At 73.6% G+C, this 25,304-nt stretch carries 24 protein-coding genes; 23 read left to right on the top strand and 1 reads right to left on the bottom strand.

What is annotated here, in order from left to right; translation table 11 throughout:
- The first annotated feature begins 7 nt into the window (after positions 1-7).
- Both efp and nusB read left to right on the top strand, forming a co-directional pair.
- Positions 8-571 carry an elongation factor P gene (gene efp, locus VGH85_18915; protein ID HEY2175881.1) on the top strand — a complete coding sequence of 188 codons (564 nt, stop codon included), beginning with the start codon at positions 8-10 and terminating at the stop codon, positions 569-571.
- Positions 572-991 carry a transcription antitermination factor NusB gene (nusB, locus tag VGH85_18910; protein ID HEY2175880.1) on the top strand — a complete coding sequence of 140 codons (420 nt, stop codon included), beginning with the start codon at positions 572-574 and terminating at the stop codon, positions 989-991.
- Positions 992-995: 4 nt separating this feature from the next.
- On the opposite strand, the gene VGH85_18905 is transcribed toward nusB, so the two are convergent.
- Positions 996-1,487 (bottom strand): transcriptional regulator, encoded by a 492-nt coding sequence (locus tag VGH85_18905; protein ID HEY2175879.1) that lies wholly within the window; start codon positions 1,485-1,487, stop codon positions 996-998.
- Between the two features lie 212 nt (positions 1,488-1,699).
- Between VGH85_18905 and pyrR the strand changes: the two genes are divergently transcribed.
- The 21 genes from pyrR to VGH85_18800 all read left to right on the top strand — a co-directional run.
- The gene (gene pyrR, locus VGH85_18900) at positions 1,700-2,299 is read left to right on the top strand and encodes a bifunctional pyr operon transcriptional regulator/uracil phosphoribosyltransferase PyrR (protein ID HEY2175878.1); all 600 of its coding nucleotides are present in this window, start codon (positions 1,700-1,702) and stop codon (positions 2,297-2,299) included.
- Complete coding sequence (locus VGH85_18895) at positions 2,296-3,243, top strand: aspartate carbamoyltransferase catalytic subunit (protein ID HEY2175877.1); 948 nt, start codon at positions 2,296-2,298, stop codon at positions 3,241-3,243. Before pyrR ends, VGH85_18895 begins: the two co-directional genes overlap by 4 nt.
- Entirely contained in the window at positions 3,240-4,556 is a 1,317-nt protein-coding gene (locus tag VGH85_18890; GenBank protein HEY2175876.1) for a dihydroorotase, read from the top strand. Before VGH85_18895 ends, VGH85_18890 begins: the two co-directional genes overlap by 4 nt.
- A gap of 8 nt (positions 4,557-4,564) precedes the next feature.
- Positions 4,565-5,686 (top strand): glutamine-hydrolyzing carbamoyl-phosphate synthase small subunit, encoded by a 1,122-nt coding sequence (gene carA, locus VGH85_18885; GenBank protein HEY2175875.1) that lies wholly within the window; start codon positions 4,565-4,567, stop codon positions 5,684-5,686.
- Entirely contained in the window at positions 5,686-8,997 is a 3,312-nt protein-coding gene (gene carB, locus VGH85_18880) for a carbamoyl-phosphate synthase large subunit (protein ID HEY2175874.1), read from the top strand. Before carA ends, carB begins: the two co-directional genes overlap by 1 nt.
- A complete protein-coding gene (locus VGH85_18875; protein ID HEY2175873.1) occupies positions 8,997-9,869 on the top strand; it encodes a dihydroorotate dehydrogenase electron transfer subunit in 873 nt (290 codons plus the stop codon). Before carB ends, VGH85_18875 begins: the two co-directional genes overlap by 1 nt.
- Complete coding sequence (locus VGH85_18870; GenBank protein HEY2175872.1) at positions 9,869-10,876, top strand: dihydroorotate dehydrogenase; 1,008 nt, start codon at positions 9,869-9,871, stop codon at positions 10,874-10,876. Before VGH85_18875 ends, VGH85_18870 begins: the two co-directional genes overlap by 1 nt.
- Positions 10,873-11,715, top strand: coding sequence for an orotidine-5'-phosphate decarboxylase (gene pyrF, locus VGH85_18865; protein ID HEY2175871.1), 843 nt, complete (start codon positions 10,873-10,875; stop codon positions 11,713-11,715). The genes VGH85_18870 and pyrF overlap by 4 nt, the downstream gene beginning before the upstream one ends.
- Positions 11,716-11,815: 100 nt before the next feature.
- Entirely contained in the window at positions 11,816-12,139 is a 324-nt protein-coding gene (gene mihF, locus VGH85_18860; protein ID HEY2175870.1) for an integration host factor, actinobacterial type, read from the top strand.
- Positions 12,140-12,153: 14 nt separating this feature from the next.
- Positions 12,154-12,708, top strand: coding sequence for a guanylate kinase (gene gmk / locus VGH85_18855; protein HEY2175869.1), 555 nt, complete (start codon positions 12,154-12,156; stop codon positions 12,706-12,708).
- A 53-nt stretch (positions 12,709-12,761) separates the two neighbouring features.
- Positions 12,762-13,028 (top strand): DNA-directed RNA polymerase subunit omega, encoded by a 267-nt coding sequence (rpoZ, locus tag VGH85_18850; protein HEY2175868.1) that lies wholly within the window; start codon positions 12,762-12,764, stop codon positions 13,026-13,028.
- A 10-nt stretch (positions 13,029-13,038) separates the two neighbouring features.
- A complete protein-coding gene (coaBC, locus tag VGH85_18845; GenBank protein ID HEY2175867.1) occupies positions 13,039-14,271 on the top strand; it encodes a bifunctional phosphopantothenoylcysteine decarboxylase/phosphopantothenate--cysteine ligase CoaBC in 1,233 nt (410 codons plus the stop codon).
- A gap of 54 nt (positions 14,272-14,325) precedes the next feature.
- A complete protein-coding gene (gene metK / locus VGH85_18840) occupies positions 14,326-15,522 on the top strand; it encodes a methionine adenosyltransferase (GenBank protein ID HEY2175866.1) in 1,197 nt (398 codons plus the stop codon).
- 37 nt (positions 15,523-15,559) lie between these two features.
- Positions 15,560-17,569: a primosomal protein N' gene (locus VGH85_18835; GenBank protein HEY2175865.1), complete on the top strand. Its 2,010-nt coding sequence runs from the start codon at positions 15,560-15,562 to the stop codon at positions 17,567-17,569.
- Between the two features lie 10 nt (positions 17,570-17,579).
- Positions 17,580-19,097, top strand: coding sequence for an FGGY-family carbohydrate kinase (locus VGH85_18830; GenBank protein HEY2175864.1), 1,518 nt, complete (start codon positions 17,580-17,582; stop codon positions 19,095-19,097).
- Positions 19,094-19,876 (top strand): class II aldolase/adducin family protein, encoded by a 783-nt coding sequence (locus VGH85_18825; protein HEY2175863.1) that lies wholly within the window; start codon positions 19,094-19,096, stop codon positions 19,874-19,876. The genes VGH85_18830 and VGH85_18825 overlap by 4 nt, the downstream gene beginning before the upstream one ends.
- Positions 19,877-19,886: 10 nt before the next feature.
- On the top strand, positions 19,887-21,617 hold the full coding sequence (locus VGH85_18820; GenBank protein ID HEY2175862.1) for a glycerol-3-phosphate dehydrogenase/oxidase: 1,731 nt from the start codon (positions 19,887-19,889) through the stop codon (positions 21,615-21,617).
- Positions 21,618-21,910: 293 nt separating this feature from the next.
- Positions 21,911-22,462, top strand: coding sequence for a peptide deformylase (gene def, locus VGH85_18815; protein HEY2175861.1), 552 nt, complete (start codon positions 21,911-21,913; stop codon positions 22,460-22,462).
- Positions 22,459-23,385 carry a methionyl-tRNA formyltransferase gene (gene fmt, locus VGH85_18810; protein ID HEY2175860.1) on the top strand — a complete coding sequence of 309 codons (927 nt, stop codon included), beginning with the start codon at positions 22,459-22,461 and terminating at the stop codon, positions 23,383-23,385. Before def ends, fmt begins: the two co-directional genes overlap by 4 nt.
- A complete protein-coding gene (locus VGH85_18805; GenBank protein ID HEY2175859.1) occupies positions 23,382-24,806 on the top strand; it encodes a transcription antitermination factor NusB in 1,425 nt (474 codons plus the stop codon). The genes fmt and VGH85_18805 overlap by 4 nt, the downstream gene beginning before the upstream one ends.
- Positions 24,807-24,837: 31 nt before the next feature.
- The coding region (locus tag VGH85_18800; GenBank protein HEY2175858.1) for a ribulose-phosphate 3-epimerase at positions 24,838-25,304 on the top strand (467 nt) is incomplete at its 3' end.

The following is a 25,304-nucleotide window of genomic DNA, read 5'->3' as shown; positions in this document are numbered from 1 at the left end:
CATCCCCGTGGCCACCACGAACGAACTGAAGAACGGCATGACCCTCGATCTCGACGGCGCGCTGTGGAACGTCGTCGCGTTCCAGCACGTGAAGCCGGGCAAGGGCGGGGCGTTCGTCCGGACGACCCTGAAGAACGTCCTGACCGGCAAGGTGGTCGACAAGACCTTCAACGCCGGGGTCCGCGTCGACGTCGCAACCGTCGACAAGCGGTCGATGACCTACCTCTACCGCGACGGCGCCGACTTCGTCTTCATGGACGCCGAGACCTACGACCAGGTGCACGTGTCCGACGACACCGTGGCCGGCGGCGCCGACTACCTGCTGGACAACGCCGAGGTCACCATCGCGGTGCACGACTCGACCCCGCTCTACGTCGAGCTGCCGACCAGCGTCGAGCTCACGATCTCCCAGACCGACCCCGGCCTGCAGGGCGACCGGTCCACCGGCGGGACGAAACCGGCCACCCTCGAGACCGGCGCGACGATCCAGGTGCCGCTCTTCGTCGGGACCGGCGAGAAGGTCAAGGTCGACACCCGCGACGGGCGCTACCTCGGCAGGGTGTCCAGCTAGATGACGGCCCGTCGTAAGGCCCGCAAGCGGGCGCTGGACCTGCTCTACGAGTCCGACCTGCGCGGCACCGACCCGCTGTCCACCACCGCCGAACGGGTGGCCGCGGCCGACCCGCCCGTGTCCGACTACGCGGTCACCCTGGTCGAAGGCGTGGTCCGCGAGCGGGACCGCATCGACGAGACCATCGCGACCTACGCCGAAGGCTGGAGCCTGGCCCGGATGCCCGCCGTCGACCGCACGCTGCTGCGACTCGCGGTCTATGAGCTGATGTGGCGCGACGAGGTGCCCGACGGCGTCGCGATCGACGAGGCGGTGGAGCTCGCCAAGACGCTGTCCACCGACGACTCGCCGCGCTTCGTCAACGGCGTGCTCGGCCGCATCGCCCGGGCCAAGCCGCAGCCCGGCCCGGTCGGCGGCTGACCGGCTACTCCGCGACGGCGTCGCGGGCGTCGGAGGTCAGCACACCCCAGGCGATCAGGCGCTCGGTGAGCTCGCCGGGGGACAGGTCGTAGATGATCGCCAGCGAGCGCACATCCTCGGCGCGGATCGACAGCACGCGACCGTTGTAGTCGCCGCGCTGGCTCTGGATCGCGGCGGCATAGCGTGCCAGCGGACCCACGTGCGCGGCCGGCAGGTGGCCCAGCCGCTCGAGGTCGATCACGACCCGCTCCGACGGCCCGGCGGCCGAGGACTGGCGGGCCTCCGGCAGCAGCTCGCTGACCGGTACGCCGTAGAAGTCCGCCAGCTCGGCCAGCTTCTGCACGGTCACCGCACGGTCACCGCGCTCGTAGGATCCGACGACGACGGCCTTCCACCTGCCCTCGGACTTGTTCTCCACACCGTGCAGCGACAACCCCTGCTGCGTGCGGATGGCCCGCAGGCGCGCCCCGAGCGACCTCGCGTATTCACTGCTCATCCTCGGTTGCTCCCGTCGCGTACGTCCGTGGGCACACGGCCCACTGGATCATCGTATCTCCCCATGACTACGGAGCGTGACCGTACGGGGAAATACCACCGTCGGTCAAGGGTCGATTGGCCAACTGGGTAAATGACGGCCCGGACTGCTACGGTTCGAGCGGTCGACATCCTTTAACGACCCGTCCCGTGAGGCGGGGAAGGAGGTCCGCAATGACACCTGTCTCGCACCCGGATCACCCGGGAGAGCGACCGTCCGGCCCACCGGCCCGCGATCTGCTCGACGCGGCCGACGTGGGCCGCGTGATCGATCGCATCGCCCACCAGATCATCGAGAAGACCAGCGGCGCGCAGGACACCGCCCTGGTCGGCATCCCGACCCGCGGCGCACCGCTCGCCCGCCGGCTCGCGGCCCGCATCCGGGCCTTCACCGGGATCGAGGTCCCGGTCGGCTCGCTCGACGTCACCCTCTACCGCGACGACCTCCGGCTGCGCGGCGTCCGGCCGCTGGAGCCGACCGCCGAGCCGGCCGGCGGGGTCGACGGCACGCTGGTGGTCCTCGTCGACGACGTGCTCTTCTCCGGCCGGACCGTGCGGGCCGCGCTCGACGCGCTCGGCGAACTCGGCCGGCCCCGTGCGGTGCAGCTCGCTGTCCTCGTCGACCGCGGTCACCGCGAACTGCCGATCCGGGCCGACTACGTCGGCAAGAACATCCCCACCGCGGTGGACGAGAGCGTGCACGTTCGTCTTGCCGAGGTCGACGGTGTCGACGGGGTGTCCCTCGGCGGTCCCGACCGGGGAGGTCTGCGATGAAACACCTGCTCTCGGCCGGCGACCTCGACCACGAGGCGGCGCTGCTCGTCCTCGACACCGCCGAGGAGTTGGCGCGGGTCGCCGACCGTCCGGTGAAGAAGCTCCCCACCCTGCGCGGGCGGACCGTCGTCAACCTCTTCTTCGAGGATTCGACCCGCACCCGGATCTCCTTCGAGGCTGCGGCGAAGCGACTCTCCGCCGATGTCATCAACTTCTCCGCCAAGGGGTCGAGCGTCTCCAAGGGCGAGAGCCTCAAGGACACCGCGATGACACTGGAGGCGATGGGCGCCGACGCCGTGGTCGTCCGGCACGCCGCCTCCGGCGCGCCGCACCGGCTGGCCACCAGCGGCTGGATCGGCGGACACGTCATCAACGCCGGCGACGGCACCCACGAGCACCCCACCCAGGCCCTCCTCGACGCGTTCACGATGCGGCGTCGGCTCTGCGGCGGGCGCGGCGACCTCACCGGTCGGCAGGTCGCCGTCGTCGGCGACGTACTGCACAGCCGGGTGGCCCGCTCCAACGTGCTGTTGCTGCACACCCTGGGCGCCGAGGTGACCCTGGTCGCCCCGCCGACCCTGCTGCCGGTGGCCGTCGACTCCTGGCCGTGTGAGACGGCGTACGACCTCGACAGCGTGCTACCGAAGTGCGACGCCGTGATGATGCTGCGGGTGCAGCGGGAACGGATGAACGACGCCTTCTTCCCCACCGCCCGGGAGTACTCGCGCCGCTACGGCCTCGACGCCAGGAGGATGGCGATGCTTCCCGACCACGCGATCGTCATGCACCCGGGCCCGATGATCCGCGGCATGGAGATCACCCCGGCGGTCGCGGACTCGGCGCGGTCGACCATCGTGGAGCAGGTGACGAACGGAGTGAGCGTGCGGATGGCGGTGCTCTACCTGCTGCTCGGCGGCGGGCGTACGACGGTCGAGTCGGCATGACGGGACCGACGCCGACAACGACGACGCAGGAGTGGCTGCTGCGCGGGGTGCGGCCCTACGGCGAGGAGCCGGTCGACCTGCTGCTGCGCGACGGCGTGATCGCTGCGGTCGGCCGGGGACTGTCCGCGCCCGGCGCGCAGCGGATCGACGCCGACGGGCTGGTGGCACTGCCCGGACTGGTCGACCTGCACACCCACCTCCGCGAGCCCGGCCGCGAGGACGCCGAGACCGTCGAGACGGGCAGCCGCGCCGCCGCGCTGGGCGGCTACACCGCCGTACACGCCATGGCCAACACCGAACCGGTCGCCGACACCGCCGGCGTCGTCGAGCAGGTGTGGCGGCTCGGCCGGGAGGCCGGTCTCGTCGACGTCCTGCCGGTGGGCGCGGTCACCATCGGGCTGGCCGGCGTCCGGCTCGCCGAGCTCGGCGCGATGGCCGACTCCGCCGCCCGGGTGCGGATCTTCTCCGACGACGGGCAGTGCGTCTCCGACGCGGTGCTCATGCGCCGGGCGCTGGAATACGTCAAGGCGTTCGACGGGGTCATCGCCCAGCACGCCCAGGAGCCCCGGCTCACCGAGGGTGCCCAGATGAACGAGGGCGAGCTCTCCGGCATCCTCGGTCTGCAGGGCTGGCCGGCCGTGGCCGAGGAGACGATCATCGCCCGCGACGCGCTGCTGGCCGCCCACGTCGGCTCCCGGCTGCACATCTGCCACGTCTCCACGGCGGGATCGGTCGAGATCATCCGGTGGGCCAAGGCCAAGGGCGCCCGGGTCACCGCCGAGGTCACGCCGCACCACCTGCTGCTCACCGATCAGCTGGCGACGAGCTACGACCCCGCCTTCAAGGTCAACCCGCCGCTGCGGACCGCCGCCGACGTCGAGGCGATGCGGGCCGGCCTCGCCGACGGGACGATCGACGCCGTGGCGACCGACCACGCGCCGCACACCCCGGAGGCCAAGGACTGCGAGTGGGACGAGGCATCTCCCGGGATGCTCGGCCTGCAGACCGCGCTGTCCGTCGTGATCGAGACCATGATCGAGACCGGCGCGCTGGACTGGCGCGGAGTGGCCGAGCGCATGTCCGGCCGGCCGGCCCGGATCGCCCGGCTCGACGGCCACGGTGGTCCGCTCGAGGAGGGCACCGCGGCCAATGTGCTGCTCGTCGACCCGCAGGTGCGGGCGACGGTCGACCCGACCGAGCTCGCCAGTGTCAGCCGCAACACGCCGTACGCCGGGATGACGCTGCCGGGCCGGGTGATGGCGACGTTCCTGCGCGGGACCGCGACGGTGCTCGACGGGAAGGCGACCCGGTGAGCGGCCCCGTGAGCGGCCGGGTGCGTGATCCGGCTCTGCTGGTGCTCGAGGACGGCCGCACCTTCAGCGGCGACAGCTACGGCGCGGCCGGGGAGACCTTCGGCGAGGCGGTGTTCGCGACCGGGATGACCGGCTACCAGGAAACGCTCACCGACCCGTCGTACCACCGGCAGGTCGTCATCCAGACCGCCCCGCACATCGGCAACACCGGGGTCAACGACGAGGACCCGGAGTCGGCCCGGATCTGGGTGGCCGGCTACGTCGTCCGCGACCCGGCCCGGCGGCCCTCCTCATGGCGATCCCGGCGCGGCCTCGACGAGGAGCTCACCGCGCAGCGGATCGTCGGCATCGCCGGCATCGACACCCGCGCGCTCACCCGGCACCTGCGCGAACGCGGCGCGATGCGGATCGGCATCTCCACCGTCGAGAGCGATCCGGAAGCGCTGCTGGAGCGGGTGCAGGCCAGCCCCGGCATGCTCGGTGCCGACCTCACCGACGAGGTCACCACCGCGAGCCCCTACGTCGTCCCGGCGGTCGGTGAAACCCGGTTCCGGGTGGCGGCGATCGACCTCGGCATCAAGGCGATGACCCCGCGCCGGCTCGCCGAGCGCGGCGTCGAGACCCACGTGCTGCCCGCGGGGTCGAGCCTGGACGACGTGCTCGCCGTCGCACCGGACGGCGTCTTCCTGGCCAACGGCCCGGGCGACCCGGCCGCGGCCGAGCGCGCGGTGCGGCTCACCCGCGAGGTGCTCGACCGCCGCATCCCGCTGTTCGGCATCTGTTTCGGCAACCAGGTGCTCGGCCGGGCCCTGGGTTTCGGCACCTACAAGCTGCGCTACGGCCACCGCGGGATCAACCAGCCGGTCGCCGAGCGGTCCACCGGTCGGGTCGAGATCACCGCGCACAACCACGGCTTCGCCGTCGACGCGCCACTCGACGGGCCGACGCAGACGCCCTACGGCCGGGCCGAGGTGAGCCATGTGTGCCTCAACGACCAGGTCGTCGAGGGCCTGCGCTGCCTCGACGTGCCGGCCTTCTCGGTGCAGTACCACCCGGAGGCGGCGGCCGGCCCGCACGACGCCGAGCATCTCTTCGCGCGGTTCGCCGCGCTGATGGACGGAGGCCGCTGATGCCCCGGCGTACCGACATCGAGCACGTGCTGGTCATCGGGTCCGGCCCGATCGTCATCGGCCAGGCCTGCGAATTCGACTACTCCGGCACCCAGGCGTGCCGCGTGCTGCGTGCCGAGGGGCTGCGGGTCAGCCTGGTCAACAGCAACCCGGCGACGATCATGACCGACCCGGAGTTCGCCGACGCCACCTACGTCGAGCCGCTCACCCCGGAGTTCGTAGAGCAGGTCATCGCCAAGGAACGTCCCGACGCGCTGCTGGCCACGCTCGGCGGGCAGACCGCACTCAACATCGCGGTCACCCTGCACGAACGCGGTGTCCTCGAGCAGTACGGCGTGGAGCTCATCGGCGCCGACGTCGAGGCGATCCAGCGCGGCGAGGACCGGCAGCGGTTCAAGGACATCGTGCGGTCGGTCGGCGGCGAGGTGCCGGACTCCGCGGTCTGCCGCAGCATCGACACCGTCCTGGAAGCGGCCGCGACGTTCGGTTACCCGCTCGTGGTCCGGCCGTCCTACACGATGGGCGGCTCCGGGTCGGGCATGGCCCACGACGAGGCCGACCTGCGCCGGATCGCCGCCGCCGGCCTGGCCGCCAGCCCGGTGCACGAGGTGCTCATCGAGCAGAGCGTGCTCGGCTGGAAGGAGTTCGAGCTCGAACTCATGCGCGACCGGCACGACAACGTCGTGGTGGTCTGCTCGATCGAGAACGTCGACGCGATGGGCGTGCACACCGGCGACTCGGTGACCGTCGCGCCGGCGCTGACCCTCACCGACCGCGAATACCAGCGGATGCGCGACCTGGGGATCGAGGTGCTGCGGGCGGTCGGCGTCGACACCGGCGGGTGCAACATCCAGTTCGCCGTACACCCGCAGACCGGGCGGCTGGTCGTCATCGAGATGAACCCGCGGGTCTCCCGGTCCAGTGCGCTGGCCTCCAAGGCGACCGGCTTCCCGATCGCGAAGATCGCCGCGAAGCTGGCCATCGGCTACGCCCTCGACGAGATCCCCAACGACATCACCGGCGAGACGCCCGCGTCGTTCGAGCCGACCCTGGACTACGTCGTGGTGAAGGTGCCGCGGTTCGCGTTCGAGAAGTTCCCCGGCGCCGACCCGGAGCTCACCACGACGATGAAGTCCGTCGGCGAGGCCATGGCGCTCGGCCGCAACTTCAGCGAGGCCCTCGGCAAGGCGTTGCGTTCGATGGAGACCGCGGCATCCGGATTCTGGACCCGGCCCGATCCCGAGGGCGGCACCCGGGCGGACACCGTCGACGCCCTGCGTACGCCGCACGACGGCCGGCTCTACACCGTCGAGCGCGCGCTGCGGCTGGGCGCGAGCATCGAGGAGGTCAGCGACGCCAGCGGCATCGACCCGTGGTTCGTCGACCAGATCGCCGCGCTGGTCGAACTCCGCGACGACGTCGAGGGCGCGCCGGCGCTGACCCCCGACCTGCTCCGTCGCGCCAAGCGGGCCGGCTGTTCCGACCGGCAGATCGCGGCGCTGCGCCCCGAACTGGCCGGGGAGGCCGGCGTCCGGGCGTTGCGGCACCGCCTCGGCATCCGCCCGGTCTACAAGACCGTCGACACCTGCGCGGCCGAATTCGCCGCGCGTACGCCGTATCACTACTCCTCCTACGACGAGGAGACCGAGGTCGAGCCGGGCGACCGGCCCAAGGTGCTGATCCTCGGCAGTGGGCCCAACCGGATCGGGCAGGGCATCGAGTTCGACTACTCCTGCGTGCACGCCGCGATGGAGCTGCGCGCCGCCGGCTTCGAGTCGGTCATGGTCAACTGCAACCCCGAGACCGTCTCCACCGACTACGACACCTCCGACCGGCTCTACTTCGAGCCGCTCACCCTGGAGGACGTGCTCGAGGTGGTCGCCGCGGAGCAGACCTCCGGGACGGTGGCCGGGGTGATCTGCCAGCTCGGCGGGCAGACGCCGCTCGGTCTCGCGCAGGCGCTGAAGGACGCCGGTGTGCCGATCGTCGGCACCCCGCCCGAGGCGATCCACCTGGCGGAGGACCGCGGCTCGTTCGGCCGGGTCCTGCAGAAGGCCGGGCTGCCGGCACCGAAGTTCGGGACCGCGACCTCCTACGCCGAGGCCAAGGCGATCGCCGACGAGATCGGCTACCCGGTGCTGGTCCGCCCGTCCTACGTGCTCGGCGGGCGAGGCATGGAGATCGTCTACGACGACGAGACCCTGCGTTCCTACATCGCCCGGGCCACCGAGGTCTCCCCGGAGCATCCGGTCCTGGTCGACCGGTTCCTCGAGGACGCCATCGAGATCGACGTCGACGCGCTCTACGACGGCGCCGAGCTCTACCTCGGCGGGGTCATGGAACACATCGAGGAGGCCGGGATCCACTCCGGCGACTCGGCCTGCGCGCTGCCGCCGATCACCCTGGGGGAGAGCGACGTCGAGCTGGTACGCCGGTCGACGGTCGCCATCGCGGCCGGGGTCGGGGTCCGCGGGCTGCTCAACGTGCAGTACGCGCTCAAGGACGACGTGCTCTACGTCCTGGAGGCCAACCCGCGCGCGTCACGCACGGTGCCGTTCGTGTCCAAGGCGACCGCGGTGCCGCTGGCGAAGGCGGCCGCGCGGATCGCGCTGGGCGCGGAGATCGCGCAGCTGCGCGAGGAGGGGCTGCTGCCGGCGTCCGGCGACGGGGGCGACCTGCCCGACGACGCGCCGATCGCGGTCAAGGAGGCGGTGCTGCCGTTCCACCGGTTCCACACCGTCGAGGGGCACGGCATCGACACCATCCTCGGCCCGGAGATGAAGTCCACCGGCGAGGTCATGGGCATCGACGCGGTGTTCGGTACGGCGTTCGCCAAGTCCCAGGCCGCCGCCTACGGCTCGCTGCCCACCAAGGGCCGGCTCTTCGTCAGCGTCGCCAACCGTGACAAGCGGGCGATCATCTTCCCGGTCAAGCGGCTGGCCGACCTCGGCTTCGAGGTGCTGGCGACCGCCGGAACGGCGAAGGTCCTGCGGCGGCACGGCATCGACGCCCAGATCGTCGGCAAGTACAGCGACGGCCCGGGCAACTGCGTGGAGCGGATCCTGGCCGGTGACGTCGACCTCGTGGTCAACACCCCGTTCGGCAGCCCGGGCAACGCCGGGCCCCGCCTGGACGGCTACGAGATCCGCACCGCGGCGGTCAATACGGCGATTCCCTGTATCACCACGGTCCAGGGTGCGGCAGCATGCGTGCAGGGGATCGAAGCGATGCTCCGGGGGGACGTCGGCGTCCGGTCGCTGCAGGAGATGCACGAGGCGATGCGCACCCGTCGGGATGAAGGGGGGAACTGATGCCGCCGGTACAGGTCCGTGGCGAGGTGCTCACCCGCAAGCGGGTCGGCGCCTACCACCTGATGACCCTCATCGCGCCGGGCATCGCCGAGGCGTCCCGACCGGGACAGTTCGTCTCCCTCGCCGTCGGGGGCGCCTCGAGCGGGATGATGCTGCGCCGGGCCTTCGCGATCTACTCCGCCACCCCGGCCGGCGTCTACGGCGGCACCGTGCAGTTCGTCGTCGCGGTCCGCGGCCCCGGCACGGCGTGGCTGGCCGGCCTTCGCCAGGGCGACCAGGTCGACGTCGTAGGGCCGCTGGGGGCGCCGTACCGGCTGCCGGCCCGGCCGGTGACCGCGGTGCTCGTCGGCGGCGGCTACGGCAGTGCCTCGTTGTTCCCGCTGGCCGAGAGCCTGCGGGCACGGGAATGCCGGGTCGACTTCGTGCTGGGCGCGTCCACCGCGGAGCGGCTCTTCGGCGAGCTCGAGGCCAAGCGGGCGGCGACCAGCATCGAGGTCACCACCGATGACGGCAGCTCCGGGCGGCAGGGCATCGTCTCCGACGTCCTGCCCGAGGTGATCGAGCGCTCCGGCGCCGGCGTGATCTACGCCTGCGGCCCGATGGGGATGCTCAAGGCCTGCGGCGACATCGCCGCGTCCTACGACGTGCCGTGCCAGGCGGCCGTCGAGGAGTCCATGGCCTGCGGAATCGGGGTGTGCATGACCTGCGTGCTGCCGGTCATCGGCGACGACCAGGTCACCCGGATGGTGCGGTCCTGCGTCGAGGGCCCGGTGTTCCCCGCGGACCGGGTGCGCTGGGACGACATCGGCACCGTGCCGGTCGACGCGCTCGGTGCCGGCTCCTCCGACGTCGCCGTGACGAAGGGACGCTGATGGCGCAGCCCGAGATCGCCGCCGCGCCCGCGGTCGACATGTCGACCCGCCTCGGCCAGGTGCGGATGCCCAACCCGGTGTTCACCGCATCCGGGTGCGCCGCCGCCGGGCGCGAACTCGATCAGTTCTTCGACGTCGCCGACCTCGGCGGCATCGTCACCAAGTCGGTCATGCTCCGGCCGCGGGCCGGCCGGCCCACGCCGCGGATGGCCGAGACCGCCTCGGGGATGCTCAACTCCATCGGCCTGCAAGGGCCGGGGATCGAGGCCTTCTGCGACTCCGACCTGCCCTGGCTCGTCGAGCGGGGCGCGCGCGCCGTGGTGAGCATCGCCGGCACCAGCGTCGAGGAATACGCCGAGCTCGCCCGGCGGCTGCGCTGGCAGCAGGGCGTGGCGATGCTCGAGGTCAACATCTCCTGCCCCAATGTCGAGGACCGCGGCCACGTCTTCGCCTGCGACCCGGGGGCGGCGTCCGCCGTGATCCGCGCCGTCCGGGCCGAGACCAACCGCGGCGTGCCGCTGTTCGCGAAGCTCTCGCCGGACGTCACCGACATCGTCGGGATCGCACGGGCCTGCGTGGAGTCCGGCGCCGACGGGCTGTCCCTGATCAACACCATGCTCGGCGCGGCGATCGACACCGACACGATGCGCCCGGTGCTCGCCGGGGTCACCGGTGGACTGTCCGGCCCGGCGATCAGGCCGGTCGCGGTGCGCTGCGTCTGGCAGGTGCACGAGGCGCTGCCCGACGTCCCGATCCTCGGGATGGGCGGCATCCTCACCGGGCTCGACGCGCTGCAGTTCGTCCTCGCCGGCGCGTCCGCGGTGTCGGTCGGCACGGCGGTCTTCCACGACCCGCACGCCCCGATGCGGGTGCTCAGCGAGCTGCGCAACGCCCTCGCCGAGCGCGGTTTCGCGAAGTTCTCCGACGCCGTCGGTCATGCCCACCGGCCGGTCGAGCCGGTGCAGCAGGCCGCCACCGCCGCCGAGCCGGTGCCGGAGAACGAGTGAGCTCGTTCGGTTCGCGGCTGCTCTCGGCGCTGGCCGAGCGGGGACCGCTGTGTGTCGGGATCGACCCGCACCCGGGCCTGCTGCGGTCCTGGGGACTCGACGACGACGTCGACGGACTCGAGCGGTTCAGCCGCGGGGTGGTCGACGCCCTGGCCGCGGACGTCGCCGTGTTGAAGCCGCAGTCGGCCTTCTTCGAGCGGTTCGGTGCGAAGGGGATCGCGGTCCTCGAGCAGGTCGTCGCCGACGCCCGCGCGGCCGGTGCGCTGGTGCTGCTCGACGTCAAACGCGGCGACATCGGCAGCACCGTCGCGGCGTACGCCGCCGCCTACCTCGATCCGTCGGGTCCGCTCGCGGCCGATGCCGTGACCGCGAGCCCCTACCTCGGTTACGGCGCGCTCTCGCCGCTCGTCGAGACCGCCCGCGAGCATGACCGGGGTGTCTTCGTCCTCGCGCTGACCTCCAACCCGGAGGGCGCGTCGGTGCAGCGCGCGGTGACCGGCGACTCCACCGTCGCGCAGCAGATCGTCGACGCCGCCGCCGCGGACAACGCCGCGGCGGCACCGCTCGGACCGGTCGGGGTGGTCATCGGTGCGACCGTCGGCACGCTCGGCGTCGACGTGTCGGCGCTGCACGGTCCGGTGCTCGTGCCCGGCCTCGGCGCGCAGGGCGGAACGCCCGCCGACCTGCGGCGACTCTTCGGGACGATGCCCGGGGTGCTCCCATCCGCATCGCGTTCCGTGCTGGGCGCAGGACCCGACCCGATCGCGCTGCTCACCGCCGCGCGCGTTCAGGTCGACGATCTGCACGCCGCCGGGATCGGCGTCCAAACGCACGTGTAGTGCGTTTGTCCGTTGGCGACGGGTGCGGCACGTTGCCGGTCCGCGACGATAATCGCTAGGTTGCCTTCAACGGAACCGACGAGCCGAAGCGAGGTGACCTGTGGCTTTGCCGCCGCTGACCGCCGAGCAGCGGGCGGCCGCCCTGCAGAAGGCCGCTGCCGTACGCCGGGCCCGCGCCGAGCTCAAGGACCGCCTCAAACGCAACGGCACCTCCCTCGACAGCGTGCTCGAAGCCGGCGAGACCGACGAGGTCGTCGGCAAGATGCGCGTATCGGAGGTGCTGGAATCGTTGCCCGGTGTCGGCAAGGTCCGGGCCCAGCAGATCATGCAACGCCTCGACATCGCGCCGACCCGGCGCCTGCGCGGGCTCGGCGCCAACCAGCGCCGCGCGCTGCAGCGCGAGTTCACGTCGGACCGGGCCTGACCCCGGGTGGCCGGGTGACGGCCCTCACCGTGCTCTCCGGGCCGTCGGCCGTCGGCAAGGACACGGTCATCGCCGAGGTTCGCCGGCGCCATCCGCACATCTGGGTCTCCGTCTCCGCGACGACCCGACGGCCGCGACCGGGGGAGACCGACGGCGTCGAGTACTTCTTCGTCGACCGGGAGCGGTTCGCGCAGATGGTTGCCGAGGGCGACCTGCTCGAGCACGCCGAATACGCCGGCAACCTCTACGGCACGCCGCGGCAGGCGGTCGAGAGCCGCCTCGCCACGGGAACCCCGGTCCTGCTGAAGATCGATCTGCAGGGCGCCCGGCAGGTCCGGGCGGCCAAACCGGACGCCCAACTGGCCTTCCTCACCCCGCCGTCCTGGGAGGAGTTGGAGCGCCGGCTGCTCGGCCGCGCCACCGAACCGGACGAGGCGCAGCGGGCCCGGCTGGAGCTCGCCCGGGTGGAGCTCGCGGCCGAGAAGGAGTTCGACGTGGTGATCGTCAACCGCGATGTCGGGCGGGCCGCCGACGAGTTGGTAGCATTGGTGTCGAATCCCGTTCGTTGACTCCGGTCGCCCCCGCGCGGGTGGCGGCCGAACCGTGAGAAGGCTGGTCCGAGTTGTCCGGAATCGTCGCTACGCCCGAGGGCATCACCAAGCCGCCGATCGACGAGCTGCTCACCCACGCCAGCTCGAAGTACGGCCTGGTGATCTACGCCGCCAAGCGGGCCCGGCAGATCAACTCCTACTACAGCCAGCTCGGTGAGGGCCTGCTCGAATACGTCGGCCCGCTGGTCGAGACCGCGCCGCAGGAGAAGGCGCTGTCCATCGCCCTGCGCGAGATCGACGCCGGCCTGCTCACCTACGAGCAGGCGGCGGAGGCCTGAGCGAGCCCCGGTGACGCCGCCGCGGGTCGTCCTGGGGGTGGCCGGCGGCATCGCGGCCTACAAGGCCGCCGAGCTGTGCCGACGGCTCACCGAGGACGGCCTGAGCGTCCGCGTCGTCCCGACCGAGGGCGCCCTGCACTTCGTCGGCGAAGCCACCTGGGCGGCGCTGTCCGGGAACCCCGTCACCACCGACGTCTGGTCCGACGTCCATGACGTCCCGCATGTGCGGCTCGGCCGGGAGGCCGACCTGGTCGTCGTCGCTCCGGCGACCGCCGACCTGCTCGCCCGGGCCACCGCCGGACGAGCGAACGACCTGCTGACGGCCACCCTGCTCACCGCACGCTGTCCGGTCCTCTACGCCCCGGCGATGCACACCGAGATGTGGGAGCACCCGGCGACCCGGGCTAACGTCGCGACCCTGCGTTCCCGCGGCGCCGTGGTGCTCGATCCCGCCGTGGGCCGGCTGACCGGCCCGGACACCGGCCGTGGTCGGCTGCCCGATCCCGACGCGATCGCCGCGGTCGCCCGCCGACTCCTCGCCCGCGGCTTGCAGCCGCCCGATCTCACCGGGCGCCGGGTGGTCATCACCGCCGGCGGCACCCGCGAGCACCTCGACCCGGTGCGGTTCCTCGGCAACAACTCCTCCGGCCGGCAGGGCTACGCCTTCGCCTCGACCGCCGCCGCCCGCGGGGCCGCGGTGACGCTCGTCGCCGCCAACGTCAGCCTGCCCGACCCCGCCGGCGTCGACCTCGTCCGGGTGACCAGCACCGAGGAGCTGCGTACCGCCGTACTCGCCGCCGCCGAGGGCGCCGACGCGGTGGTCATGGCCGCCGCCCCGGCCGACTTCCGACCCGCGTCGTACTCCCCGTCGAAGATCAAGAAGACCGGCGACGCGGACCCGGCGCCCCTCGTGCTGACGCGGACACCGGACGTCGCGGCCGAGGTGGGCCGAAAGACCGGCCCCGGCCGGCTGCTGGTCGTCTTCGCCGCCGAGACCATGGCGGCGGCCCACGACGCCCTGACCAGCGCCGCGGCGAAGTTGGCCGCCAAGAACGCCGACCTGATCGTCGTCAACGACGTCTCAGACGGTGCTGTGTTCGGCGCGACCGGCAACGCGGTGACCGTGCTGGACGCCGACGGTGTCGTGGCAGAGATCGGACTTCGGCCCAAGGAAGAGGTCGCCGACGCGGTGTGGGACCTGCTCCTGCCGCGCTGGGCGTCCGCCTCCCGACCCGACCGGTAGACTTCCGCGCGACGTTGTCCCCGGCCTACTTCGGCCCAGTTCACCAGGAGTCCCGTGTCCCGGCGTCTGTTCACCTCCGAGTCCGTCACCGAAGGCCATCCGGACAAGATCGCCGACGCGATCTCGGACTCGATCCTCGATGCCCTGCTCGAGCAGGACACCCGGAGCCGGGTCGCGGTCGAGACCCTGATCACGACCGGCCAGGTCCACGTCGCCGGCGAGGTGACGACCGAGGCCTACGCCGACATCCCGGCGATCGTGCGCAACCGCATCCTCGAGGTCGGCTACGACTCGTCGAAGAAGGGATTCGACGGCGCCTCCTGCGGGGTCAGCGTCTCGATCGGCTCCCAGTCGCCGGACATCGCTCAGGGCGTCGACGCCGCCTACGAGGCGCGGCGCGGGGAGAGCGTCGAGGACGCACTCGACCGCCAGGGCGCGGGTGATCAGGGGCTGATGTTCGGCTACGCCTGCGAGGACACCCCCGAGTTGATGCCGTTGCCGATCGCACTGGCGCACCGGCTCGCGCAGCGGCTGACCGCGGTCCGCAAGGGCGGCACCGTGCCCTACCTGCGCCCGGACGGCAAGACCCAGGTGACGATCGAGTACGACGGGCACCGCCCGGTCCGCCTCGACACCGTCGTCGTCTCCAGCCAGCACGCCGCCGACATCGACCTCGACACGCTGCTGTCTCCGGACATCGTCGAGCACGTGATCGAGCCGGAGATCGCCAACCTCGATCTCGACACCACCGGCTACCGGCTGCTGGTCAACCCGACCGGCCGGTTCGAGATCGGCGGCCCGATGGGTGACGCCGGGCTCACCGGCCGCAAGATCATCGTCGACACCTACGGCGGCATGGCCCGCCACGGCGGCGGTGCCTTCTCCGGCAAGGACCCGTCGAAGGTGGACCGGTCCGCCTGCTACGCGATGCGCTGGGTGGCGAAGAACGTCGTCGCCGCGGGCCTGGCGTCCCGGTGCGAGGTGCAGGTGGCCTACGCGATCGGCAAGGCGCAGCCGGTCGGCCTGTTTGTGGAGACGTTCGGCACCGAGCGGGTCGCCGCGGACAAGATCGCCGACGCCGTCGGCGAGGTGTTCGACCTGCGCCCCGCCGCGCTGATCCGCGACCTCGACCTGCTCCGGCCGATCTACGCCAAGACCGCCGCCTACGGGCACTTCGGGCGGGAGCTGCCCGAGTTCACCTGGGAGCGCACCGACCGGGCCGACCAGCTGAAGAAGATCGCGACCGGCTGATCGGCGCGATGTCCGGGTCGTCTGATAGACCCGGCCGGTGAGTACGCGGCGCACCAGCCCGCGGACCCGGGAGCCGGCCGAGCACGACCCGATCGCCCGGCTGTGCGTCGACGTACCGCTGGCCCACCTCGACCGGCTGTTCGACTACCAGGTCCCGGCCGACCTCGACGAGTCGGTCGTACCCGGCTCACGGGTGCGGGTGCGGTTCTCCGGAGCGCTGGTCGACGCCGTCGTCCTCGCCCGCACCGCGGCCAGCGAGCACGCCGGCCGGCTGTCCTACGTCGACCGGTCGGTGTCCGCCGAGCCCGTGCTCTCGCCGGAGATCGCCCGGCTCGCCCGCTCGGTGGCCGACCGCTACGCCGGCTCGCTGACCGACGTGCTCCGGCTCGCCCTGCCGCCCCGGCACGCCCGGGTCGAGGCCGAAAAGCCCGGCGAGCCGGCATCCGCACCCGAGCCGCCCGACGCCGCCGGATGGAGCCGGTACGGCGCCGGCCCGGCCTTCCTGCGGGCGATCGCCGAAGGGCGCCCGGCCCGCGCGGTCTGGTCGGCGCTGCCCGGGGAGGACTGGCCGGCCCGGATCGCGGAGGCGGTGCGCGCCGCACTCGCGGTCGGGCGCGGGGCCGTCGTCGTCGTCCCCGACCACCGCGACCTCGACCGGGTCGACGCGGCGTTCGGCGTCGTCCTCGGCCCGGCCCGGCACGTCGCGCTGTCGGCCGACCTCGGCCCGGCCGAGCGCTACCGGCGGTGGCTGGCCGTGCGCCGCGGCGGCGTCCGGGCGGTGGTCGGCACCCGCGCCGCGTCGTTCGCCCCCGTCGCCGACCTCGGGCTCGTCGTGATCTGGGACGACGGCGACGACCTGCACGACGAGCCCCGCGCCCCCTACCCGCACGCCCGTGAGGTGCTCGTCGCCCGCGCGCACCTCGCCAACGCCTGCGCTCTCCTCGCCGGCGGCGCCCGCACCGCAGAGGCCCAGTTGCTCGTCGACTCCGGGTGGGCGCACGAGATCGCGGCCGACCGGGCGGAGGTACGCCGCAGCGCACCCCGGGTCGTGCCGGCCGGCGACGACATCGAACTGCTCCGCGACGCGGCGGCGCGCAGTGCGCGGCTGCCGACCGTCGCCCTGCGCTCCGCCCGCGCCGCGCTCGGCTCCGGCGCGCCGGTGCTGGTGCAGGTGCCGCGCCGCGGCTATGCACCGGCGCTCGCCTGCGACAACTGCCGGGCCCCGGCCCGGTGCACCACCTGCCGGGGTCCGCTCGCCACGACCTCGGGCCATGCCATGCCCAGCTGCCGGTGGTGTGGCCGGCTCGCCGGCGGATGGCGCTGCCCGACCTGCGACGGCACCCGGCTGCGGGCCACGGTGGTCGGGGCCCGGCGTACCGCGGAGGAGCTCGGCCGGGCCTTCCCCGATGTGCCGGTCCGCACCTCGGGACGCGACGGCATCCTCGACACCGTCTCAGCCGGTCCGGCACTGGTCGTGGCCACGCCGGGCGCCGAGCCGCTCGCCGAGGGCGGTTACGGCGCTGCGCTGCTGCTCGACGCGTGGGCGATGCTCACCCGGCCAGACCTGCGCGCCGCCGAGGAGACGCTGCGCCGGTGGGCCAATGCGGCGGCGCTGGTGCGGTCGGCGCCGGCCGGCGGCACGGTGGTGGTGGTCGCCGACGGCGGGCTGCCGGTCGTCCAGGCGTTGCTGCGCTGGGACATGGCTGGCTACGCCGCCCGCGAACTTGCCGAGCGCGCCGACCTCGGCTTCCCCCCGGCCACCCGGATGGCGAGCCTCACCGGTCTGCCGGACGCGGTGGCCGACCTGGTCGCGGCCGCGCGACTGCCCGACTCCGCCGAGCTGCTCGGCCCGGTGCCGGTCGATCCGCCGGGTGCGCCGGCGTCGACGGGGACGCCGACGCCTGCGCTGGAGCGGTTGCTGGTGCGGGTGCCGCGCCGGGACGGTGCGGCGCTGGCCGCTGCGCTGCACGCCGCCGCCGGGGTGCGCAGTGCGCGCAAGGCCCCGGACCCGGTGCGGGTGCGGCTCGATCCGGCCGAGCTGGGGTGATCGGTCCCGCGTGCGCCCGGCCCTGGCACAGTGGGCTCCGGCCGGCCGAGCGGCGGCCGGGACGCATCGGGAGGAACGGAGCACGGTGATCCTCGTCGGCATCGACGTCGGAACCACCGGGCTCAAGGCGGTGGCCCTGAGCCCGGCCGGTCGCCTGCTGCGCGAGCGCACCGAGCGCTATGCAACCCGGTTCGCCGGTGCCGCAGCGGAACAGGACGCCGGTGACTGGTGGGGTGCGGCCTGCGCCGTACTCCCCGACGTCGTGGACGGCGACGACGTGCTGGGCCTCGCCGTCACCTGCCAGGCGCCGACCCTCGTCGCGGTCGATGCCGCGGGAGCGCCGCGGGGACCGGCGCTGACCTGGATCGACCGGCGTGCGGTGGCCGAGTCGGCCGAGATCGCCGCGCTCGCCGACGCGGGCCGCAACGGCGCCGACCCGTTCTTCGGGACCGCGAAGCTCCTGTGGTGGGCGCGGCACCGCACCGACCTCGACGGCGCCGCCGCGGTGCTCGGTGCCAACGGCTTCGTCGTCCGTCAGCTCTGCGGGGTGGACAGCCTCGACGAGAGCACCGCCGGGATGTTGCAGGGCTGGGACGGCGGCTTCCCACCGGCGCTGGCCGCCGCGGTGCCGGTCGGGCTGCTGCCCGCGGCGGTGCCGTGTGTCGACGTGGTCGGCACGGTGTCCGCGGCTGCCGCGAAGGCCACCGGCCTGCCGGCCGGAACCCCGGTCGCCGCCGGCGGGATCGACTCGATCGGAGCGGCGCTGGAGGCCGGCGTATTCACCCCCGCCGATCCGCCGGTGGAGATGACTGGTTTCTCGACGGTGACGATGCGCGCCGCGGCCCGCGGGAGCCACGTGCCGGGGATGATCCACACCCGGCACGCCGTCGCGGGCACCGATCTGGTGCTGTCCGCGCAGACCTCGACGGGCTCGGTCGTCGACTGGGTGCATGGGCTGACCGGGACGACGTACGGCGACGCGACCACGCGCGTCCCGGCCGGGCGCCCGGGCCGGCTGCTGCTGGTGCCCTCCTTCGCCGGCGAACGGACACCGACCTGGACACCGCGGGCCCGCGGCGCCGTGGTCGGCCTCGACCTGAGCTGCACCGCCGGTGACCTCCTGCTCGCCGTCTACGAGGGCACCGCACTGGCGCTGCGCGACAACCTCGAGCGGCTCGACTCGGCCGGCGGCGCGACGCCCACCCTGCGGTCCAGCGGCGGCGGCGTGAAGAACCGCGCGTGGATGCAGGTGAAGGCCGACGTCCTCGGCCGGCCGGTGCAGGTCCCGGTCGCCGGACACGGTGCCGCCGTCGGCGCCGGGCTGCTCGCTGGCCTCGCGGTCGGTGTCTGGTCCGACCCGCAGGAACTGCGCGCGCTCTCCGACCCGGTCCGCGAGACCTATCAGCCCGATCCCGGCCGGCACCGCGCCTACACCCGCCGGCTGGTGCTCTTCCGCGAACTGCAGGCGAGCCTGCCGGCGTATGACGAACTCGCCGACGACGAGACCGATGAGGAGAGTGTGCGATGAGCGGTGACCCCCTGGCCGAACCCGTGGCCGACCCGTTGGCCGACCTGGTCGCGCTCTCGCGCTGGCTCGGCGACCCGGAGCGGGCCCTGGCGATTCTCGGCGAGGGCAACACCTCGGCGGTGGTCGCGCCCGGTCGGATCCGGGTGAAGGCCAGCGGCGCGAGCCTCGGCGCGAGCGGCCCCGAGGACTTCGTCGAGATCGACGTGGCCCGGGCGCTGTCGCTGCTGGAGAAGTCGTCGCTGTCCGACGCCGAGCTCGCGGCCGGGCTCGCGGCGGCCCGGACCGACGGCGACCGCCGTCCGTCGATCGAGGCGATCCTGCATGCGCTCGCGGTCGACACCGCCGGTGCGTCGTTCGTCGGCCACACCCATCCGGTCGCCCTCAACGAACTGCTGTGCAGCGATCAGGCCGACGCTCTCGTCGCGGGCGCGCTCTTCCCCGACCAGATCGTCGTCTGCGGCCGGCACCCGGTGCTGGTGCCCTACGCCGACCCCGGGCTGCCACTGGCCCGCGCCGTGCGGGACGGCCTGTCCGCGCACCTGCAGCGCCACGGCGTTCCGCCGCGGGTGGTCTACCTGCGCAACCACGGCATGCTCGCGCTCGGGCAGAGCGCCGTCGACGTCCGGCAGATCACCGAGATGACCGTGAAGGTGGCCAGGGTGCTCGCGGGCGCGCTGGCCGTCGGAGCGCCGCGCTACCTGACCGACGAGCAGGCCGACCGGATCGACAGCCGCGAGGACGAGCACCACCGCCAGCAGATCCTCGCCCGGCAGCGGTGACGCGGCGCCGATGACGAGAGGGGACGCCGTGCGCAGCGACCGGCTCGGCCCGGACCAGCGGGCCGCGACGCTCGCCGCGTTGGCCGGGGGCGAGGTCGACGTGCTGGTCGTCGGTGGCGGCGTGACCGGCGCCGGGGTCGCCCTCGACGCCGCGGCGCGCGGTCTGTCCGTCGGCGTACTCGAAGCCGGTGACCTCGCCATCGGCACGTCGTCCCGCTCCGGCAAGACGTTCCACGGCGGGCTGCGCTACCTGCAGCGCCTCGACATCTCCCTGGTCCGCACCGCGCTGCACGAACGCGACCTGATGGTCGAGACGCTCTGCCCGCATCTGGCGCGGCCGCAGCCGTTCCTCTACCCGCTCCTCCACCGCGGGTGGGAGCGGGCCTACGTCGGCGCCGGTGTGGCGCTCTACGACGCGCTCGGTGGCCGGCTGCGCGGTGGGCCGGGCGTGCCGCGGCACCGCCACCTCAGCCGGGCGGCCGCGCTGCGGGAGATGCCCGCCCTGCGGCCGGACGTCCTGACCGGCGCGGTGCAGTACTGGGACGTGCGGGTCGACGACGCCCGGCACACCATGACCGTCGCCCGCACCGCCGCGGGCCTCGGCGCGCGGATCGCGACCCGCACCGAGGTGACCGGCGTACTCCGCGACGGCGACCGGGTCGTCGGCGTCCGCGCGCGGGATCGCGACGGTGGTGGCGGTGACTTCGAGGTGCGGGCCCGGGTGGTGGTCAACGCCGCCGGCGTGTGGGCGGACCGGGTCGCGGGGCTGGCCGGACCGGCGGGGCTGCGGGTCGCTCCGGCGAAGGGCGTGCACCTCGTCGTACCGGCCGACCGGATCGCCTCGCACACCGGCCTGATCGCCCGCACCGCGGACAGCGTGCTGGTGGTGCGCCCGTGGTGGCGGCACTGGATCATCGGCACCACCGACACGCCGTGGTCGGGAGCGCGGGACGACCCGGCGGCGACCGGCGGCGACGTCGACTACGTGTTGTCGGAGACCAACCGGTGGCTCACGCGTCCGCTCACCCGCGACGACATCGTGGGCGTCTACGCCGGGCTGCGGCCGCTGCTGTCGCCGGCCGGCTCCGCCGATGCGTCGGAGACCGCGGCACTCTCGCGGGACCACACGGTCGTCGAGACCGCGCCCGGGATGGTCACGGTGACGGGCGGGAAGTACACGACGTACCGCGTGATGGCCGCCGACGCGGTCGACCTGGCCGCGCGCCGGCTCGGCGGCGACATCCCCGCGTCGCCGACCGCCAGGCTGCCGCTGCTCGGCGCCGCGGGCTGGCCCGCGGTGCGCAACCAGCGGGACGGCCTGGCCGCGGAGTCGGGGCTCCCGGTCGCGACGGTCGACCACCTGCTCGACCGCTACGGCTCCCGGATCGGTGACCTGCTCGACCTCGTCGCCGACCGCCCGGACCTCGCCCGGCCGGTCGGTGCCGGCTACCTCGGTGCCGAGGTGGTCTACGCCGCCAGCCACGAGGGGGCCCGTCATCTCGACGACGTCCTCGCCCGGCGTACCCACCTCGCGATCGAGACGCGCGACCGCGGGGTCGCGGCGGCGCCGGTCGTCGCCGCGCTGATGGGCGAGGTACTCGGCTGGGACGACGCCCGGGTGACCGACGAGGTGGGCGGCTGGGTGGCGGCCGTCGACGCCGACCGCCGGTCGGAGTCCGCGCCCGACGACGCGACCGCGCTGGCGGCCCGCGCGGGACGGCCGAACAAAACGCACTCCTAGTGCGTTCTGGTCCGCGACACGCCGTGTGAGGCCCCCAAAACGCACTCGGAGTGCGTTTTGATCGCACGGGCGGCCGAGCCAGCCGACCCGGCTGGACAAAACCCACTAGTAGTGGGTTTTGGTCCACGACACGCCGGTGGAACCGCCCACAACCCACTAGTAGTGGGTTTTGTCCAGGGCGCGGCGGGTGCGCGGCGGGCGAGCGACAGCCGGGCGGGCGGCGCGCGGAAGCGGCGGCGCGCGGCGGTCCCTAGACTGGCGGTCGAGCCGTTCCACGAAAGAGGAGTTCGTCCGTGTCCGTCAAGCCGATCCGTCTGTTCGGTGACCCGGTGCTGCGTACGCCGGCCGAACCCGTCATCGACTTCGACCGGCAGCTGCGCCGGCTGGTCCGCGACCTCGCCGAGACGATGCTCGACGCCCCGGGCACCGGCCTTGCCGCTCCGCAGATCGGGGTCGGCCTACGGGTCTTCGTCTACCACGTCGACGAGGAGGAGCAGGGTCACCTGATCAACCCGGTGCTCTCGTTCCCCAGCGACGAGGAGCAGGACGGGCCGGAAGGGTGTCTGTCGATCCCCGACCTGACCTTCGACTGCAAACGCCACCAGCATGTCGTCGCGACCGGCTTCAACTCCTACGGCGACCCGGTGACGATCGAGGGGAGCGAGGTGCTCGCGCGCTGCGTGCAGCACGAGACCGATCACCTCGACGGCGTGTTGTTCGTCGACCGGCTCGACGCGGAAACCAAGCGGGAAGCGATGAAGGCGATCCGCGAGGCCGAGTGGGCCGGCGCCGCGACGCCGCGGGTGAAGACGAGCCCGCACCGGCTGTTCGGGGTGGCACGCTGAGGCTGGTCTTCGCCGGGACGCCAGAGCCCGCGATCCCGTCGCTGCGCGCGCTGCTCGACTCCCGGCACGAGGTGGCCGCCGTCCTCACCCGCCCCGATGCCCCGGCCGGCCGCGGCCGCCGGGTGCGGTCCTCGCCGGTCGCCGACTTCGCCCGGGCCCACGACATCGAGGTGCTGATCCCGCGCCGGCCGTCGGAGCCGGAGTTCCTCGACCGGCTCCGCACGCTTGCCCCCGACTGCTGCCCGGTGGTGGCCTACGGCGCGCTCGTCCCGCCGGCTGCGCTGGAGATACCGCCGCGCGGCTGGGTCAACCTGCACTTCTCGCTGCTGCCCGCCTGGCGCGGCGCCGCCCCGGTGCAGCGCTCACTCATGGCCGGCGACGACGTCACCGGCGCGAGCACCTTCCTGCTCGAGCAGGGGATGGACACCGGGCCGATCTACGGCGTCGTCACCGAGACGGTCCGTCCGGACGACACCGCCGGCGACCTGCTCGACCGGCTCGCCGTCTCCGGTGCCGACCTTCTCGTCGCGACTCTCGACGGCATCGAGTCCGGTGAGCTGCAGGCCCGCCCGCAGCGCGAGTCCGGCGTCTCCCTGGCCCCGAAGGTGACGGCCGAGGACGCCGAGGTCGACTGGTCGGCCCCGGCGGTCGCCGTCGACCGGCGGATCCGCGGCGCCACACCGGCGCCGGGCGCCTGGACGACGTTCCGCGGCCAGCGGATCAAGCTCGGACCGGTCACCCCGGAGCCCGACTCCGCCGGCCTCGGGCTGGGTGAGCTGAGGGTCGGCGACGGCGTGGTCCGGGTCGGTACGGCGACCCAGTCGGTGCGGCTCGGCGAAGTCCAACCGTCGGGGAAACGGCCCATGCCGGCCGCGGACTGGGCCCGCGGCGTCCGGCCGACCCCGGGCGAGCGGCTGCAGTGAGCCCGGATCGACCCCGCGGTCCGTCGACGGGCCGGGGCCGTGCGCGCGGCCCCGCGGCAACCCCGGAGCAGGGCCCGGCGGCGACCCCGGACCGCACCCGGGCGACGGCGTACGACGCCCTGCGCGCCGTCACCGACCGGGGTGCCTACGCCAACCTCGTGCTGCCGAGCATGCTCCGCGAACGCGGCCTGACCGGCCGGGACGCGGCGCTGGCGACGGAGCTGACCTACGGCACCCTGCGGGCGCAGGGCACGCTCGACGCCGTACTGCAGCGCTGTTCCAACCGGCCTCTGTCCACTGTGGACCCCAACGTGCTCGACGTGCTGCGGCTCGGCGCCTACCAGCTGCTCTACACCCGGGTCCGAGCCCACGCAGCAGTCAGTACGACGGTCGACCTGGCGCCCCGCCGGGCCGCCGGTTTCGTCAACGCCGTCCTGCGCGGGGTCGGCCGAAGCGACCTCGACACCTGGATCGGCGAGATCGCCCCCGGCGCCGGCGACGACCCGATCGGCAATCTCGCGGTCCGCTACGCCCACCCGGCCTGGGTGGTCACGGCGTTCCGCGACGCGCTCGGCGGCGACCTCGCCGATACCGAGGCGGCGCTGCGCACCGACGACGAGCGGCCGGCCGTGCACCTCGCCGCCCGTCCCGGCCGGGTCGATCGCGACTCACTTGCCACCGAGGTGGGCGGTACGCCGGGCCCGTGGTCGCCCTACGCCGTGCACCTGCGGTCCGGTGATCCCGGCGCCTTGGCCGCCATACGCGACGGCCGGGCCGGGGTCCAGGACGAAGGTAGCCAACTCGCCGCGCTCGCCCTCGCCGCGGCGCCGCTCGACGGGCCGGACCGACGCTGGCTCGACCTGTGCGCCGGCCCCGGTGGGAAGGCGGCGCTGCTCGGCGGGCTCGCGGCCGGCCGCGACGCCCGGGTGCTCGCCGTCGAGCCGCGCGCGCACCGGGCCCGGCTGACCGCCCAGGCCTGCGCCGGGCTGCCGGTCACCGTCGTGCAGGCCGACGGTACGGCGCCGGCGTGGCCCGCCGGGTCGTTCGACCGGGTGCTCGTCGACGCCCCGTGCTCGGGTCTGGGCGCACTGCGCCGCCGGCCCGAGGCCCGCTGGCGGCGCCAGCCGGAGGACCTGCCGGCCCTCACCCGGCTGCAGCGCAGCCTGCTGGCCGCGGCGCTCGCCGCGGTCCGGCCCGGCGGTGTCGTCGGCTACATCACCTGCTCGCCGCATCTCGCCGAGACCCGCGCCGTCGTCGCCGAGGTCACCCGCACGACGCCGGCCACGCCGGTCGACGTGCGGCCGCTGCTGCCCGGCGTACCGGATCTCGGGCCTGGCCCGGCCGTGCAGTTGTGGCCGCACCGGCACGGCACCGACGCGATGTTCATCGCCCTGCTGTCCCGTCCGGCGGCGGCCGGCTGACCCGGCCGTAGACTCGCTCGCCGTGGAGCATCTGGTGGCCCCGAGCCTGCTGTCGGCCGATTTCGCCCGGCTGGCCGACGAAGCGGCCTCGGTCGGCAATGCCGACTGGCTGCACGTCGACGTGATGGACAACCATTTCGTGCCCAACCTGACCATCGGCCCGCCGGTGGTCGGCGCGCTGGCCCGGTCGACCTCGCTGCCGCTGGACTGCCACCTGATGATCGACGACCCCGACCGGTGGGCGCCGCCGTACGCCGAACTCGGCGCGCACAACGTCACCTTCCACGTCGAGGCGGCCGCCGACGCCGTGCAGACGGCGCGGGCGATCCGGTCGGCGGGCGCGCTCGTCGGCCTCGCGCTCAAGCCGGCGACCCCGCTGGACCCCTACCTGGAGCTGCTCCGGGAGTTCGACACGCTGCTGGTGATGACCGTCGAGCCCGGCTTCGGCGGGCAGGAGTTCATGGCCGAGGTGCTGCCCAAGGTGCGTGAGGCGCGCCG

This window comes from Mycobacteriales bacterium (assembly GCA_036497565.1).
GTDB lineage: Bacteria > Actinomycetota > Actinomycetes > Mycobacteriales > QHCD01 > DASXJE01.
This window is presented reverse-complemented; position numbering and strand designations above follow the sequence as displayed.

What these genes read in the sequence shown, in the direction of transcription:
- nusB (HEY2175880.1), top strand. Translation starts at nt 572, where the DNA reads ATGACGGCCCGTCGTAAGGCCCGCAAGCGGGCGCTGGACCTGCTCTAC.
- VGH85_18875 (HEY2175873.1), top strand. Translation starts at nt 8,997, where the DNA reads ATGCCGCCGGTACAGGTCCGTGGCGAGGTGCTCACCCGCAAGCGGGTC.
- carB (HEY2175874.1), top strand. Translation starts at nt 5,686, where the DNA reads ATGCCCCGGCGTACCGACATCGAGCACGTGCTGGTCATCGGGTCCGGC.
- VGH85_18820 (HEY2175862.1), top strand. Translation starts at nt 19,887, where the DNA reads ATGACGAGAGGGGACGCCGTGCGCAGCGACCGGCTCGGCCCGGACCAG.
- VGH85_18895 (HEY2175877.1), top strand. Translation starts at nt 2,296, where the DNA reads ATGAAACACCTGCTCTCGGCCGGCGACCTCGACCACGAGGCGGCGCTG.
- VGH85_18905 (HEY2175879.1), bottom strand. Translation starts at nt 1,487, where the DNA reads ATGAGCAGTGAATACGCGAGGTCGCTCGGGGCGCGCCTGCGGGCCATC.
- VGH85_18825 (HEY2175863.1), top strand. Translation starts at nt 19,094, where the DNA reads ATGAGCGGTGACCCCCTGGCCGAACCCGTGGCCGACCCGTTGGCCGAC.
- VGH85_18870 (HEY2175872.1), top strand. Translation starts at nt 9,869, where the DNA reads ATGGCGCAGCCCGAGATCGCCGCCGCGCCCGCGGTCGACATGTCGACC.
- pyrR (HEY2175878.1), top strand. Translation starts at nt 1,700, where the DNA reads ATGACACCTGTCTCGCACCCGGATCACCCGGGAGAGCGACCGTCCGGC.
- VGH85_18890 (HEY2175876.1), top strand. Translation starts at nt 3,240, where the DNA reads ATGACGGGACCGACGCCGACAACGACGACGCAGGAGTGGCTGCTGCGC.